General features: G+C 68.2%; 15 protein-coding genes and 4 pseudogenes. 11 read left to right on the top strand and 8 right to left on the bottom strand.

Annotation, left to right across the window (positions count from 1 at the left end; translation table 11 throughout):
- Together AC5P09_RS49275 and AC5P09_RS49280 are read left to right on the top strand one after the other, a co-directional pair.
- Nucleotides 1-75: pseudogene (locus AC5P09_RS49275) on the top strand (transposase); the annotation flags it as partial.
- 57 nt (nucleotides 76-132) lie between these two features.
- On the top strand, nucleotides 133-678 hold the full coding sequence (locus tag AC5P09_RS49280) for an MOSC domain-containing protein (protein ID WP_493880205.1): 546 nt from the start codon (nucleotides 133-135) through the stop codon (nucleotides 676-678).
- A gap of 241 nt (nucleotides 679-919) precedes the next feature.
- On the opposite strand, the gene AC5P09_RS49285 is transcribed toward AC5P09_RS49280, so the two are convergent.
- Nucleotides 920-1,270 carry a nuclear transport factor 2 family protein gene (locus AC5P09_RS49285; protein WP_493880206.1) on the bottom strand — a complete coding sequence of 117 codons (351 nt, stop codon included), beginning with the start codon at nucleotides 1,268-1,270 and terminating at the stop codon, nucleotides 920-922.
- Here AC5P09_RS49285 and AC5P09_RS49290 point away from each other — a divergent pair.
- The gene (locus tag AC5P09_RS49290; RefSeq protein ID WP_493880216.1) at nucleotides 1,175-2,377 is read left to right on the top strand and encodes an NAD(P)/FAD-dependent oxidoreductase; all 1,203 of its coding nucleotides are present in this window, start codon (nucleotides 1,175-1,177) and stop codon (nucleotides 2,375-2,377) included. The genes AC5P09_RS49285 and AC5P09_RS49290 overlap by 96 nt on opposite strands.
- Nucleotides 2,378-2,410: 33 nt before the next feature.
- Nucleotides 2,411-3,310: pseudogene (locus tag AC5P09_RS49295) on the top strand (RNA polymerase sigma-70 factor).
- 249 nt (nucleotides 3,311-3,559) lie between these two features.
- Here the strand turns inward: AC5P09_RS49295 and AC5P09_RS49300 are convergent.
- A complete protein-coding gene (locus tag AC5P09_RS49300) occupies nucleotides 3,560-4,024 on the bottom strand; it encodes a hypothetical protein (RefSeq protein ID WP_493880207.1) in 465 nt (154 codons plus the stop codon).
- 383 nt (nucleotides 4,025-4,407) lie between these two features.
- The gene (locus AC5P09_RS49305) at nucleotides 4,408-5,361 is read right to left on the bottom strand and encodes a Ppx/GppA phosphatase family protein (RefSeq protein ID WP_493880208.1); all 954 of its coding nucleotides are present in this window, start codon (nucleotides 5,359-5,361) and stop codon (nucleotides 4,408-4,410) included.
- A gap of 320 nt (nucleotides 5,362-5,681) precedes the next feature.
- On the opposite strand from AC5P09_RS49305, the gene AC5P09_RS49310 reads away from it, so the two are divergent.
- Both AC5P09_RS49310 and AC5P09_RS49315 read left to right on the top strand, forming a co-directional pair.
- Nucleotides 5,682-5,888 carry a hypothetical protein gene (locus tag AC5P09_RS49310; protein ID WP_493880209.1) on the top strand — a complete coding sequence of 69 codons (207 nt, stop codon included), beginning with the start codon at nucleotides 5,682-5,684 and terminating at the stop codon, nucleotides 5,886-5,888.
- Nucleotides 5,889-6,451: 563 nt separating this feature from the next.
- The gene (locus tag AC5P09_RS49315; protein WP_493880217.1) at nucleotides 6,452-6,940 is read left to right on the top strand and encodes a GNAT family N-acetyltransferase; all 489 of its coding nucleotides are present in this window, start codon (nucleotides 6,452-6,454) and stop codon (nucleotides 6,938-6,940) included.
- Nucleotides 6,941-7,340: 400 nt separating this feature from the next.
- On the opposite strand, the gene AC5P09_RS49320 is transcribed toward AC5P09_RS49315, so the two are convergent.
- A complete protein-coding gene (locus AC5P09_RS49320; protein ID WP_493880210.1) occupies nucleotides 7,341-8,102 on the bottom strand; it encodes a hypothetical protein in 762 nt (253 codons plus the stop codon).
- On the opposite strand from AC5P09_RS49320, the gene AC5P09_RS49325 reads away from it, so the two are divergent.
- Nucleotides 8,059-8,610: a hypothetical protein gene (locus tag AC5P09_RS49325; RefSeq protein WP_493880211.1), complete on the top strand. Its 552-nt coding sequence runs from the start codon at nucleotides 8,059-8,061 to the stop codon at nucleotides 8,608-8,610. The two genes, AC5P09_RS49320 and AC5P09_RS49325, sit on opposite strands and share 44 nt — an antisense overlap.
- Before the next feature lie 103 nt (nucleotides 8,611-8,713).
- Here the strand turns inward: AC5P09_RS49325 and AC5P09_RS49330 are convergent, their stop codons facing one another.
- A complete protein-coding gene (locus AC5P09_RS49330; RefSeq protein ID WP_493880218.1) occupies nucleotides 8,714-9,091 on the bottom strand; it encodes an NAD(P)H-dependent oxidoreductase in 378 nt (125 codons plus the stop codon).
- Here AC5P09_RS49330 and AC5P09_RS49335 point away from each other — a divergent pair.
- Nucleotides 9,034-9,285 carry a hypothetical protein gene (locus tag AC5P09_RS49335; RefSeq protein WP_493880212.1) on the top strand — a complete coding sequence of 84 codons (252 nt, stop codon included), beginning with the start codon at nucleotides 9,034-9,036 and terminating at the stop codon, nucleotides 9,283-9,285. The two genes, AC5P09_RS49330 and AC5P09_RS49335, sit on opposite strands and share 58 nt — an antisense overlap.
- Here AC5P09_RS49335 and AC5P09_RS49340 read toward each other — a convergent pair.
- Nucleotides 9,271-10,182 carry a LysR family transcriptional regulator gene (locus tag AC5P09_RS49340; RefSeq protein WP_493880213.1) on the bottom strand — a complete coding sequence of 304 codons (912 nt, stop codon included), beginning with the start codon at nucleotides 10,180-10,182 and terminating at the stop codon, nucleotides 9,271-9,273. The genes AC5P09_RS49335 and AC5P09_RS49340 overlap by 15 nt on opposite strands.
- A gap of 208 nt (nucleotides 10,183-10,390) precedes the next feature.
- Here AC5P09_RS49340 and AC5P09_RS49345 point away from each other — a divergent pair, with 208 nt between their 5' ends.
- Entirely contained in the window at nucleotides 10,391-11,125 is a 735-nt protein-coding gene (locus AC5P09_RS49345; protein WP_203922400.1) for an SDR family NAD(P)-dependent oxidoreductase, read from the top strand.
- A gap of 250 nt (nucleotides 11,126-11,375) precedes the next feature.
- Nucleotides 11,376-11,999 (top strand): NADPH-dependent F420 reductase, encoded by a 624-nt coding sequence (locus AC5P09_RS49350; protein ID WP_493880214.1) that lies wholly within the window; start codon nucleotides 11,376-11,378, stop codon nucleotides 11,997-11,999.
- Between the two features lie 204 nt (nucleotides 12,000-12,203).
- On the opposite strand, the gene AC5P09_RS49355 is transcribed toward AC5P09_RS49350, so the two are convergent.
- Both AC5P09_RS49355 and AC5P09_RS49360 read right to left on the bottom strand, forming a co-directional pair.
- On the bottom strand, nucleotides 12,204-12,449 hold the full coding sequence (locus tag AC5P09_RS49355) for an integrase core domain-containing protein (protein ID WP_493880215.1): 246 nt from the start codon (nucleotides 12,447-12,449) through the stop codon (nucleotides 12,204-12,206).
- A gap of 46 nt (nucleotides 12,450-12,495) precedes the next feature.
- Nucleotides 12,496-12,903 (bottom strand): annotated as a pseudogene (locus AC5P09_RS49360) (DDE-type integrase/transposase/recombinase); the annotation flags it as partial.
- Nucleotides 12,904-12,914: 11 nt separating this feature from the next.
- On the opposite strand from AC5P09_RS49360, the pseudogene AC5P09_RS49365 reads away from it, so the two are divergent.
- Nucleotides 12,915-13,379: pseudogene (locus AC5P09_RS49365) on the top strand (MmyB family transcriptional regulator); the annotation flags it as partial.
- Nucleotides 13,380-14,010: the final 631 nt, after the last annotated feature.

Below are 14,010 nucleotides of genomic sequence, written 5' to 3' on the forward strand. Positions count from 1 at the left end.
CAGTACCGGCCCGACACCCTCGATGGCTTCATAGCGGGCACCGGCCTGGCACTCGACGAACCAGCGTCACCCTGACGGGCCGAAGTCAGTAAGATCGACCGGCCGCAGAACGACAACAGCTGGGAGACCGTGATGACTGGTCAGGTCGCCGCTGTGAGTCGTAACGAGGTGTACTCGTTCGGCAAGCCCAACCGCGATTCCATCACGCTGCTCACCGGGCTCGGAGTGGAAGGAGACGTTCACGCAGGTGAGACGATCCGCCACCAGTTCCGCATGACCTACGAGCCGGACCTGCCCAACCTGCGGCAGGTCCACCTGATGCACGAGGAACTCTTCGGCGAGCTCGCGCTCAAGGGCTTCAAGGTCTCTGCGGGCCAGCTCGGCGAGAACATCACCACGCGCGGGGTGGACCTGTTGGGCCTACCCACCGGCGCTCTGCTCCATCTCGGCGAGCGGGCGGTGCTCGAGGCGACGGGACTGCGCAACCCGTGCTCGAAGATCAACGACTTCCGCAAGGGGCTGCTCGGTGAGGTCTTCACCATGGACTCCGTGTCCGGCGAGTTCACCTTCAAGTGTGGTGTCATGGCTGTGGTCCGCCGCGGAGGGATCGTCCGCCCCGACGATTCAATCCGGGTCGAAATCCCGCCCCTTCCCCACCGCTCGCTGGAACGGGTCTAGGTTCTTGTGCCGTGGTCATCGGCGTGCCCAGAGGAGAACGGCGGCGAGGTGGTGTGCGGCCTGGTAGACGGTGGCGAGCTTGGATCTCGACAACCACATGATCGCCGGCGGCCGTGCCTGCACTGTTGTCCGGATCTCCTTGCCGCACACCGGATATGACGCCACGTCAATCACGGATCAGGTGAACCGGACCAATCTTGACTACGCAATGCCGCTGTCCGTAAGGCCCTCCGACGCGAGGCTATCCATCTGCCTCAGCGGCGTCCTCGACGTTGTCCAGGTAGAACCGCACCGATGCCGGCCGCCCGTCGCGGAGGCGATGGATGGCTGCACCACGAGCCAGGTACGGCATTCCGTCCTGCGTATTCCCTCGAATCTCCCACTCGCTCCAGATCTGGTCACCGTCCACGACGGACTGCAGGACAGTCCCCACGAGATCCGGAACGTGCGTGAAGAGCGCCCCCCAGTTCTTCCGGACGGTCTCGCGACCGACGAAATTCCGCTGCGGCTGGAGCGGAAGCTCCGAGACGAAGTCCTCGGTGAAGCAGCCGACAAATTCGTCCAAGTCGTGCGCGTTCATCGTCTGTTCCATGCGCTGCAGGATGTCCGTACCGCTCACCGAGTTCACCGTCTCCATCCATGGGGATACCACTGTCAGTGGCCGGTTCGACTCCACCAGGAGGTCCTGGCGGAGAGCGTCCGGCTGGTGGTCGACAGCGTGACGCGGATCGACGCGGCCGGGCATGGTGTGGAGCTGGCAAGCGGTGGTGCGATCGGCTACGACTACCTGGTCTACGCGGTGGGCAGTGGCAGCGCCGACCCGCGCGGGCTCGGGGCGGCCGAGTTCGCCTATCCGATCGCCGGCCTGGAGGAGGTGCAGCGGCTGCTGCCGGTCCTGGATGCCGCGCCTGCATCGGCCGCGGTGACGGTGGTCGGAGCCGGCCCGACGGGCATCGAGACCGCCGCCGAGCTGGCGGAGCAGGGCCGCAGCGTGACTCTGGTCTGCGGTGGGGTGCTCGGGCCGTACTTGCACCGGCGGGGGCGGCGTTCGGTGGCCGGGCGGCTGGCGGCGCTCGGGGCGAGGGTCGTGGAAGGCCCCGACGCGAAGGTGACGGCGGTGACGCGTGATGCGGTGCGGCTCGCTGACGGCCGGGAGCTGCCGAGCGCGGTGACCATCTGGACCGCCGGTTTTGGCGTGCCGGACCTGGCCGCGCGCAGTGGGCTGAGCGCCGATGCCCTGGGTCGGCTGCTCACGGACGAGACGCTGACGAGCGTGGATGACGAGCGCATCGTCGCGGCCGGGGACTCGGCGGCGCCGTCGGGCCTGCCACTGCGGATGAGCTGCCAGGCTGCGATGCCGCTGGCTGCGCGGGCCGCCGACACGGTGCTCAGCCGGTTGGCGGGGGAGGAGCCCGAGACCCTCAACCAGTCGTTCGGAGCGCAGTGCATCAGCCTGGGCCGGGGCACCGGCATCTTCCAGTTCGGCAACAGGTCCGACGTCGCGGTGTGGTTCCACATCGACGGTCGCCTCGGCGCGAAGATGAAGGAGGCCGTGTGGAAGGGCATCGTGAAGCACCTGGCGGATGAGGCGCACAAGCCCGGTGGGTACAGCCTGTACCGCATGAAGGGAGGCGCCGGGCGCCAGCAGGCGCTGGAGGCCATGAGCGCCGAGGCGCCGCTCGTCGATCGGGTTTCCTAGGTCCGGGCCGGCCGAGGGGGAGATGATCAAGACATGAGTGATGATCGCGCCATTGACCGGGCGACCGAGACATTCGTCGCCCACCGCAATCTGCTCTTCACCGTCGCGTACGAGATGCTGGGCTCGGCGGCCGATTCCGAGGACGTCCTTGCAGGAGACCTGGCTGCGGTGGGTCGAGGTCGACCTGGAGCAGGTGCGCGACCAGGGCGCGTACCTGGTCCGGATCACGACCCGGCAGGCGCTCAACCGGCTGCGCACGATGTCGCGGCGCAGGGAGTCGTACGTGGGCCCGTGGCTGCCGGAGCCGCTGCTGACCGCGCCGGACGTGGCCCAGGACGTCGAGCTCGCCGAGAGTGTGTCGATGGCGGTGATGCTCGTCCTGGAAACGTTGTCCCGACCGAGCGGGCCGTTTTCGTGCTGCGCGAGGTCTTCGACGTCGGCTACGACGAGATCGCGGCGTCGGTCGACAAGACCCCGGCAGCCGTCCGTCAGATCGCGCACCGGGCCCGCCGGCACGTGGATGCCCGGCGCCCGCGCGAGGTGGTTTCCCAGAGCGAGACGCGGGCGGCTCTGGAGTCGTTCTTGCGGGCGCTGGAGAGTGGGGACCTGCAGGGCCTGCTCGACGTGCTCGCGCCTGAGGTCGTCTATATGGGCGACGGTGGCGGTGTGAAGCACGCTGCGCCGCGGCCGATCGTCGGCGCCGACAAGGCGGCCCGCCTCTTGGTCGGCGGCCTCGGCAAGAACACGATCCCGATCGCCTTCGGCCCCACCGTGGTCAACGGCTGCCCGGCGCTGGTGGTCCACCTGGACGGTGAACTGGACTGCATCATGGCGGCCCGCGTAGAGGCTGGCCGCATCACCGGCCTCTACCTCGTCCGCAACCCGGAGAAACTGTCCCGCATCGCATCCGAGACCCCGCTCACCCTGCGGTGAACTCCCGGGGCGGATCAGCCACTTGGGGATCGCAGCACTGAACCCCCGTACGGTTCACCTCGCGTGTCACAACATCGCCTGTCAGAACACGCAAAGCTCGCCTCGCTGCATGGCTTTGTGCTCCCAGGTATGACCGGGAGCACAAAGCCATGTTCATCTGCTCGACGACGGCATCGGCCCCCGCGTGGGCATGCCCGTGAGAGCCTCGAAGACGGAGTTCGGGGCGGGGGTGCTCCACGTCCTACACGACTACCGGGCCCGCTCCGGCCAGAACTGCGCCGCGTACTGCTCCACGCCCTCCGGCACACTGCGGGCAGCGAGCTCAGCAACCTGGCGACGTCCAGCACTCACCACACGCACACTCCACGTACCTGGCCCGTCCGACAATTCGATGCTGCCGGGCATAGGCCCACCCGCCATGCTCCACGCACGCAGCTTGCCCGACGAGTAATACACGCTCGCCTCAGCCGTTACGTCCCAGCGACCAGCAGGAATGGCCGGCTCAGCATCCCAGACCTCAACCGTGAGAGTGGCTGTGTGCGTGTGCCCCGCACTCGTGAAGTCCAAGCGACCCTCACGGGCGGAGAGAAACGGGCCTCGCTCGAATTCACCGGGGAACGTGACAGGCACCTGCGTGTCATCCCAGTCCTGCAAGGCCCAGGCGTCGAAGTCGACCTCGACGGACGTCTCATGCCGCCTGATCAAATTCGCCACAGCCCCTCCTCACGGGATGCCTACGGCGTCCGCCATCCCATCAACGTATCGACCGACATGATCCCCGAATTTCACCCTCCAAGAGCGTGATAGCAGGTAGTCCCGCCTGGCCGAACTGGTCACCTGCACCGGTAGAGCCGGTGAAGCTGCAGCAGTCTGCCACCCGTGCGCGGGATTCGCCGGCCTTGTCGGGCACCTCCTGACCGAGCCGTGCGGCTGGAGTTGCCGCTGGGCACTGTGCATGAGCGATACGCGACGTGTGGCAAGCCGGGAGCGTCAGGAGCATCAGTGCTGCTGATCCCGTCGAGCCAGGGCTTTCACAACCGCACCTGGGCGAGCGGTACCCGGTGGCTCGGAAGTGCGTGCGAACGAGGTCCGTTGATTCAGCCGGCGCGGCGGGGGCGGCCAACTGTGGCGTGGGGCACGCCGAGGCGCTCGAGCAGTAGTCCTTCCCGCGTCGACCAGGGGCAGATCTCGACCTCCTTGGCCCCGCTGGCTTCCATGAGGGTCTGTGCGATCAGGGCTCCGGCCAGGGATTGCTCGGCCCGGTGCCGGGAGATGCCCGGCAGCTTCGCACGGCGGGAGGGTCCCGCGTCGGCCAGCAGGGAGACCGACCTGCGCAGTTGAGGTAGCGCCAATTGCCACCTGGACCGGGGGGTCTTGGCCCGAGCGGCGGCGAGACGAGCGAGCTGTTCGAAGGTTTTGGAGCAGGCCAGCACCCGCCCGCCCGGTTCGGCCTGCGGCAGGCCGGGGACGGCTTCCAAGGACCGGCGGAGGTGCTGCCGGACCTCGGCCAGGCGGCGTTGGGACGGCACGGTGCCGCCGGGAAGCCAGTCCCGGGTGATCCTGCGGGCGCCCAGCGGCAACGAGTAGACGGCGCGAGGCTGGTCCCCGGTGCCGGAGGCGATCTCGACGGTACCGCCGCCGATGTCCAGTACCAGCAGCTGCCCGGCCGTCGGACCCGCCCACTGACGGGCGGCCACGTACGCCAGCCGCGCCTCCTCCTCGCCGGTCAGCATGCGCAGGCGGGTGCCAGTAGTGCGTGCAACACGTGCGACGATCTCGTCGCGATTGGGCGCGTCCCGGATGACCGAGGTCGCGAACGCGAACACTTCCGGCCCGCGCAGACGCGGGCCGGCGGCGACGGCCTCAGCCACTGCCCGCTCGACGCTCTCCATGCCGGCCTTGCCCAGCCGCCCCTTACCGTCGAGAGTCTCGTGCAGGCTCAACCGCACCTTGCGGGAGAAGACCGGCTCCAGAACCGTACCCGGGCGCCGTCGCACGACCGTCAGCAGAGCACTGTGGCACCCGACGTCGAGCACACCTGCCTGCCGCATCCCATGGCCTCCCCCTGGTTCCCCACTCGACCGGACCGACTCCTGCCCCCATCCTCCGACAGCCCAGACGACGGCGCGACGGGGACTCCGGCCCACCGTGTGAGCATATCGTCACCACCGGTGCACCCTCCGCCCCGGCCTACGCCGGTGCAGCCGTTGACGATTTCACGCCATCAGCCTGTCGTGCGTGGACCGTCTGTGGCCGCCAGAATGAGGGCCTCTGGTGAGGTCACGATCTGGGCGCTGGCCGCCACGCGCTGGAACCAGTCGGTTGCCGGTGAGTTGCGCGGCGCTCCATTGCTCGTCCCGTCTCGACGACGGTGGCCCTCGCCGACCTCGCCCAGGAGCACATCGACGACTGGATCGCAGGAGCCACCAGCCAGCGGCGCTACCTGATCCGATACTTCCTGAAATGGACGACGAGCCGCCAGCTCACCCGCGAACTCACCGTCCCATCCATCCCGAGGCAGGAGCCCCAGAACCTGCTCGACGAGGACGATCGATGGCCGCTCCTCAGCGCTGCTTGACCAACGATGCCCTGCCCACGGACGTCCGCGCCGCTGGCGCGATCACCCTGCTGTTCGGCCCGTCCACCGAACGCCTCTGCCATCTGACGCCCGAGCACCTCAAGTTCGGCGACAAGCACGCCCACCTGGTCCTGGGCCGCCACCCCGTGCTGCTGCCTCCACGGCTCGCCGAGCTCCTGCGGCACCTCGCCGAACAACCCCAGCTGCGGCCGCAGCTCTCGCGAGTCCACCCAGGCCCCCGGTGGCTCTTCCCGGGCATGGGCCCGGGCAAGCCGATCTCGACCCACGGCATGACCCAGAAGCTCAACCGGCACGGCATCCCAGTTCGCACCGCGCGCAACGCGGCGCTGGCCGCCCTCGCTGCTGATCTCCCCAGCCCGATCCTCGCCGACGTGACCGGGATGCACCGCCACACCGCGCTCCGCTGGGTCGCCTACGCCCGACGCGACTGGGCCGAGTACCTCGCAGCCCGGGCAGCAGATGACTCGGCCCCGAGGCGGCTGCCCAATGATGTTGCGTCTGTCCGGGGTGTCGTGGAGCCTCTCACGCCGGAGGTGGTCACAGTGACCGACATCAGGATCTCCCTGTCCGTGCGCGATCTCACCCACGAAGACCTGCCCTCGTGCGACTGGTCGGGCTCCGCCATGCACGTGAGGCAGATCGCCGAGCAGTTGCGCCGGGCCGAGCGCGGCGAGGTCGACTACCTGGCCGTTTGCGGGCCCGCAGACGTGCCGGTGGCGATCGGCGGCGTCGACTACGTGCTCAAGAGTGGTGCTGGCACGCTCTGGCAGCTCGGTGTCCATCCGGCGCTTCAGTCCTGCGGCATCGGCACCCTGCTGATCAGCTCCGCAGAGGCTCGGATCACAGCCCGTGGTCTGGCGGTGGCCGAACTGGGCGTGGAGGAGAGCAACCCCAGAGCCCGAGCCCTCTACGAGCGATTGGGCTACCGGCCCTACGGCCGTGAGCTGGACTCCTGGGACGTGGAGACCGAAGAGGGCTCGGTCAAGCGGTACGAAACCATGTGCACGTTGATGCGCAAGGACCTGATATAGCCAGGAGGTCGCCAACAATCCGAGCGAACATCGGGCGACGCAGCAGCGAAGCAACGGCATGGAAGACGGGGAATAGTGCACGGTCGGAATACCCCCCTCCCGCCAGTAATCAAGCGCCTGAAGCGCGGCTGCGTGAGTGTGCAACGTGACCCGGACGGCCACGTCTACCCGTACCGGCTGCACAGTCTCGCCTTCAAGGGCGAGGAGGCCCACGGCGTGGCAGCGACCTGGATCGTCACCGCCCCGGTTGCCCGCGCTGTCGCCGTCCTGGAGCGGCTGCAGCCAGACGAGGAGCTCTGCCTGCTCGCGAAACCGCCCAGCTCGCCCAGCCACCGGCAGCGCCAGGACTCACACCACGTGCCGGGCAGCAGCACCACCATCAAAGACATGACGGCACTGATCACCTGGAGCAATGCCTACTGCGTGGCCCATGACCGGCCGGACCCGGTCCTCGCGGACAGGGGACGACAGCCGCGCCTGACCACCGGCAGTTTGGCCGCACCCTGGCCTGGTTCATCGCCCGCCGCCCCGGCGGCACCATCGCCGGCGCTGCAGTACCGCCTACCGCCGCCAACGCATTCAGATGCTCGAGGGCTACGCCGGGACCAGCGACTCCGGCTTCCGCGACGAGGTCGAAGCCGAACAAGCCCTCGCCCACGGCCAGTACCTCGCCGAGATGAGCGCGGACGGCGACCGGACGGCGCTGACCGGCCCAGCTGGCGCGGAGGCCGAGGCCAAGCTCGCCGAGTTCGCGCGCTATGCCGTCTTCGACGGCCAGGTCGTCACCGACGAGGTCCGACTGCGCCGCATCGTCGCCCGCCACGACCCACACCTGCATGCAGGCATGTTCGTCACCTGCGTCTACCAGCGCGACCGCGCCCTGTGCCGTACACCCTCCGGCCACGCCGAGACACCTGTCATGGCCGACTGCCAGCCCCTGGCCTGCCGCAACGCCGCACTTACCCCCGCCAACCGACAGGCCCTGGCCGACCACCTCGCCGCCCTGGACAACACCCTCGCCGACGGCGACCGCCTCGCCCCCTACGTCCGCGACCGCATCGAAGAACAACGCCGTGAGACAGCCGCCTTCTTCAACCGCCAGACCCGGAGCCCACACCGTGAAAGGCGCCCTTCCCGACGCCGACACCGTCAAGGCCGTCATCGACAACGTCCTCGACCGGGCCGCTGCCACCGGACGCCGCCCCACCGTCACCGCCGTCGAGCGACGCCTTGGCATTCCGCACGCGACCTTCCACCGCCACTACAGCGACCTGATCGACGAGCACTACCGGCCCCGCATCCCGGCGCCCGCCCAGCCCGCGCCCGGCGAGGAGACCAGCGGGCACACGGAGGCGAACCTACGTCGGCTGCGGCAGGAGAACACCGACCTGCGGCGCACCCTGGAGCTGTACGAGGAGGCCATCCGGCAGCTCGCGCTGAAAACGACGCCCTGCGCCAGGGCGCCGCCGTCCTGCCTCTGCCCGCACGCGCCCGACAGACCCCAAGGTCACGGTCCTGACCTGTGCCCTTCCGATACGAAGACCGGACCCCGGTGGGGATCAGGAGCCGGGTCCGGCGGACGGGCTCACACTGCAACCCAGATCCACCGAGCCGACGGCGCGTGGCGACGAGCGGGCGCTGCTTCACGACACGGCCGCCGCCGATACTGATCTCCGGTCGCTTGGCGCCGATCCGGCGAAGCGACCGGAGACTTGTAGACCCATCACCGCGGCGTCGCGATCGGCGAGGGCGGCTGTCGTCGTGAGAGTGCGGTCAGGCTGCGAAGGAGGCAAGCAGCTCGTTGTACTGCTTGGTGGCGGTGGCCAGGTCGTTTTCGGAGAGGCCGAAGGCGGTGCCGTACAGCTTGACCATCGGCTGGATGTCGAACTGGCACAGCCGCAAGGTGGCGTGCCAGTTGCTGAGAAGCGTCTCGATGGTGGCCTGGTTCGAGCCTTCGGGGGTGTAGTGGTCGGCGGGGACACCGGCGGTGACGGCGACGACGGCCTTCTTGCCGGCCAGCGGCGAGGCAGAGCCGTCCATGGTGAAGGCCCAGCCAAGGGTGAAGACCTTGTCCTGCCACTGCTTGAATTCGCATGCTCGGTGAGATTGAGATTGAGATTGAGATCGAGGAGTGGAGGTGTCTCGCGGAATTGATCGAGAATGCCTTTGACGACTTCAATGAGATTATGATTTTCATCATCCTGGAAGTGGCCGCGCGACGATGTCGATTCTCGCTGTGCGTCAACATCGCCTCCGCCCCCGAGGTCAATGCCTTCGCCATTGCTGTGACCGCGTGCCCCCTTTGGCGCTGCTGTTGTCAGTCGGACTGCTCAACCGCGCTTTGAAACGGCATCGCTTCCAAGCTGCCACATTTCATGGTTCCCACATTCTGCCGTGATCTCGGCCGTCGCCTGAGCCGCGGTGAAGAAGTCATCGACCACCGGCGAGGTGCGCGATGCCGCCGCCGCGAGGCACACCTGGTCGGGCGCCAGATCCGGGATGGGCACATAGACGACTTCCGGATGTGCGTAGAACACGGACGCCGAACGGGCCAGGAACGAGATGCCCCGGCCGGCCGCGACATGCTCGAGCGTCTCGTCCACCCCGCGCACCAGGTACCCGGCGTTAGGGTGCGGGCGCCTGGTGGGCTGCGTGCTCGGGTCGGCATGCCAGACCAGCGGTTCGCCGGCCAGGTCGGCCTCGGTGACCTCCTCCTTGCCGGCCAGCCGGTGGCCGGCGGGCAGCACCGCCACCCGCGGCTCGGTGTACAGCGGGGTGACGCGCAGGCCGGCCTCGTCGATGGGCAGCCGCACATAGCCGACGTCGATGCGGCCGTCGAGCAGCATCGGGGCCTGGTCGTCCCCTTCGATCCGCTGCACGTCCACGACCACGTCCGGGTGCCGGGCCTCGAACGCCCGCGCCGCCGGGATGACCGGGATGCCGGCCCGGAAACCGACCATCAGCCGCCGGCTGCCACGGGCGGCCACGGACACCCGGCGGCGGACCGCGTGCGCGGAGGCGAGCAGCGGACCGGCGTCGGCCAGCAGCTGTCGGCCCGCGTCGGTCAGCGCTACGCCGTGGCGATCCCTGGTGAACAGCGAGGCGCCGAGATCCCGCTCGAGCGCGCGGATCTGCCGGCTGAGCACCGGCTGCGCGATATGCAGCTCATCGGCGGCGCGGCCGAAGTGCAACTGGTCGGCCACGGCGGCGAAGTAACGCAATTTGCGCAGGTCCAGATCCATGGCCTCTCCCAGTCCGGTGATGCCTTCAGGGTATCACCACGGCTAAAAGAAGTCTTGGACACCCACTCAGGCCAATGGCAACCTGAATAGGTACCCAATGGGGCCGAAGTGAATTCGGCACAAGAATTCGACATCGGAACCTGATAGCAGGGCCCAGGCCCAAAATAAGCACACTGTTTCGGATACCCATCAATTCAATGGAGTGATCGTGGGAAAGCTCGATGGCAAGGTAGCGGTGATCACCGGCGGATCCACCGGCATGGCACTGGCCGGCGCCAAACTGTTCGTCGAGGAAGGAGCGCACGTCTTCATCCAGGCCCGGCGGCAGGAAGCACTGGACGACGCCGTCAAGCTGATCGGCCGCAACGTCACCGCCGTCCAGGGTGACGCGGCCGAACTGGACGACCTGGACCGCTTGTACGACACCGTCAAGCGGGAAAAGGGCTCGATCGACGTGCTGTGGGCCAGCGCCGGGATGGGCGAACCCGCCGTCCTCGGCGAGATCACCGAGGAACAGTTCCACCGCGCCTTCTGGCTCAACGCGCGCGGCACCCTGTTCACCGTGCAGAAGGCGCTGCCGCTGATCAACGACAACGGCTCGATCTTCATGACCGGATCGAACGCCTCCCTCGGCGCCTTCCCCGGCTGGAGCCTCTACGCGGGAAGCAAAGCCGTCCAGCAGGCCTGGGCCCGCGTCTGGCTCAACGAACTGCGCGACCGCAAGATCCGGGTCAACGTCCTGACCCCCGGCCAGGTCGCCACCGCCAAACAGGAAGAACTGTTCGACGAGGCAACCAAGGCCGCATTCGAGTCCCTCATCCCCCGCGGAAAGATGGGCCGCCCCGAAGAAATCGCCACCGTCGCCCTGTTCCTCGCCTCCGACGACTCCAGCTACGTCAACGGCCTGGAACTGGTCACCGACGGCGGCACCACCGCCATCTGAACCACACACCAGGAATGCCGCGGGCACACCCCACAACAACCCAGTCGCTCGCCACAACGAACTGATCTCGAACGCGGACATCCGCAACACGCCGAAGTGTTGCGCTGGTGCCGAATTCGCGTGCTGACGAGCCGGAGCTGCCGGGAAAGGCGCGGCAGTTGGCCCAGAAACGTCGCGGCCGACGCCCTGCGCCTGACCCGGCACGAACGAGACAGAGCGACACCTCGAGAACAGGAAGAGAGCACACCTCATGAGCAGCATTACCCTCATCGGTACGGGGAACATGGCCCGTACCATCGGCACGCTCGCGGTGGCGGGCGGCAACGCCGTCGAGGTCATGGGACGCGATCAGTCCAAGGCCGATGACCTGGCCAAGGCTCTGGGCGGCAGCGCGACCACGGGCAAGTGGGGCGCCGTCCCGGCCGGGGACATCGTCATCACGGCCCTGTTGTACGACGGTGTCGTTCCGGTCGTCGCCGAGTACGGAGACGCCCTCGCGGGCAAGGTCATCGTCGACATCAGCAACCCCTTCAACGCCACGTTCGACGGACTGGCCCACAGCGAGGAGACCTCGATCGCGCAGGAAGTCGCCAAGGTGGCCCCGGCCAGCGCCAGCGTGGTGAAGGCATTCAACACCATTTTCCGTAATGTCCTGGAGAAGGGCCGGCCCAACGTCTTCATCGCTGGCGACAATGCGCAGGCCAAGGCGGGCGTGGCGGCATTCATCGAGAGCCTCGGGCTGCGCCCGTTGGACGTCGGCGGCCTGAAAATGGCGCACTGGCTGGAAGGAGTGGGCGTGGTCACGGTGGGCCTCGCCGGCAACGGGGTTGGCCACTGGGACTTCGCCCTCGGCGTCAACGAATTTACCGGCTGAGCCCCGGGGCCGAGCAGTCGGCGAACAGGGCGCCGTGCGCCCTGACAATGGTTGATGGATCACCGACTCGCTGATGTCGGATATCAATGTTGGCGAACGATCCTGCCCGAGGAGACTCTCGCGATGAAGCTCGGTTTCGTGATTCCCATTGTCGGGCCCGCCGTCAGCGGCGCCCCCTGACCCGCTCCGGGATCGGTGGAGGCTCTATGCGTTGACTCCAGCCGCCGGTTGGGGCCGGTGTTGAGCGTAGTGCTTGGTCTCGTATTCGTGGGGCGACGTGTCTCCGATCGCGCTGTGGAGCCGGTGGTTGTTGAACCAGTCGACCCATTCCGCGGTGCCGAGTTCGACGTCGGCGAGGCCGTGCCAGGGCCGGCGGGGCTTGATCAGCTCCGTTATGTGGAGGCCGATTTGGGACTCCATGAGCGCGTTGTCCAGGCTGACTGCTCGCATCCGAATGATGAATGAGCCCCGGCCCAGCAGGAGTTCCGGCGCGGTTACGTCGCCACATGGCCATATCGAAGGCGTCGAGGACGAGCTTGGCCCGCTTGCTGGTGGCCGCGGACCAGCCGACGATAGCCCGGGAGAAGACGTCCACGACGAACGCGACGTAGACGATCCCCGACCAGGTGGCCACGTAGGTGAAGTCGGCGACCCACCTCCCGTTCGGCCGGGATGCGGTGAAGTCGCGCCTGAGCAGGTCAGTCGCCCGCTCATGCCCGTCGTCGCGCACGGTGGTGCGGATCTTTTTGCCGCGTCGGGCGCCTTCCAGACCGAGCTCGGGCATCAGCCGGGCGACCGGGCAGCGGGCCACCGCTATGCCCTCGCGATGTAGCTGCCGCCAGACCTTCCACACCCCGTAGGCGCCGCAGTTCTCGGCGTGGACCCGGCTGATGTACGTTCTCACCGGTCTACGCCGACCCGGTACGGTCGCCGAGCAACGCTCGGTTCGTCTATCTCAGCCCGCACGCGAACGAGTTCTTCCGCCACTGGGACGAAGTCGCCAACGACACCGTCGCCATGCTGCGCGCCGAGGCCGGCCGCGATCTCTACGACCGGCGGCTGACGGACCTGATCGGGGAGCTGTCCACCCGCAGCGAGGAATTCCGGCGCCGCTGGGCGGCCCACAACGTCCGGATGCACACCACCGGCGTGAAGCTCCTCCACCACCCGATCGTCGGGGACCTCGACCTGCCCCTCGAAACCTTCCCGCTCCCCGACGGCCCCAGCCAGTTCCTCCTCACCTACACCGCCGAGCCCGCCTCCCCCTCGCAGGACGCCCTGAACCTGCTGGCCAGCTGGGCCGCGACCAACGACGACATCGAGCAGTCCGCGTCGACCAACGACTCCCAGCCCGCCGACTCAGACGAGACCCCCGACTGACCGACGAGCCACGTGAGTCGATCTGCGGCAACTTTGGCGGCGTAGCGGCAGCATCCGCCACCGAGACATCGAGGCCAGGAACGGCACAGCCGTCTACGCGAGACCGCTGGGGGTGACGTTGCACCCCAGCTCGCGGCACTGCCAGCGGGAAGCACTAGATCCAAGCCCGTGCGTGTCTCTGCCCGGAGATCGCCTTGGATCCTGCGGGGCTGGCGGACAAGACAACTGCCAACCCCCGCCGTAATTTGGGCTCGCTGGCCCACCCCGGCAGCAGAGCAGGATCAGGCACGGGGGCAGCCAGCATCGGCTCCGGCGGCGTCCACATCACGCACCCATGGCTTCCACCCAGCGCATCCGCCGTCCGGGTGACTACTACGGCCAGCCTGGGCATGGTCGGGGCTGTGGTAGGCCCCTGCGTTCCCCCTGCACGGCATTGGCCCCCGCCAGGCGGCAGTACTGTGCGACTACGGCATCCACTGTGTCGGCCTGCTCGCAGCCATCCCAGCTGCGGTGCAGCGCCTGCTCGGGGGCCGCGACGGCCGCACGGCCGACCCGGCCCGCGGCATCGACCCGCGCCCCGTGGTCCTCCGGACGCTGCCCGCCGCCGCGACCGTCCGCCGCGCCTTCGACC

Source organism: Streptomyces sp. a15, assembly GCF_059026085.1.

Coding starts and splice junctions, on each gene's coding strand:
- AC5P09_RS49280 (WP_493880205.1), top strand. CDS start 133: ATGACTGGTCAGGTCGCCGCTGTGAGTCGTAACGAGGTGTACTCGTTC.
- AC5P09_RS49285 (WP_493880206.1), bottom strand. CDS start 1,270: ATGGAACAGACGATGAACGCGCACGACTTGGACGAATTTGTCGGCTGC.
- AC5P09_RS49305 (WP_493880208.1), bottom strand. CDS start 5,361: ATGCGGCAGGCAGGTGTGCTCGACGTCGGGTGCCACAGTGCTCTGCTG.
- AC5P09_RS49320 (WP_493880210.1), bottom strand. CDS start 8,102: ATGACGGCCTTGACGGTGTCGGCGTCGGGAAGGGCGCCTTTCACGGTG.
- AC5P09_RS49335 (WP_493880212.1), top strand. CDS start 9,034: ATGCTCGGTGAGATTGAGATTGAGATTGAGATCGAGGAGTGGAGGTGT.
- AC5P09_RS49340 (WP_493880213.1), bottom strand. CDS start 10,182: ATGGATCTGGACCTGCGCAAATTGCGTTACTTCGCCGCCGTGGCCGAC.
- AC5P09_RS49350 (WP_493880214.1), top strand. CDS start 11,376: ATGAGCAGCATTACCCTCATCGGTACGGGGAACATGGCCCGTACCATC.
- AC5P09_RS49355 (WP_493880215.1), bottom strand. CDS start 12,449: ATGCGAGCAGTCAGCCTGGACAACGCGCTCATGGAGTCCCAAATCGGC.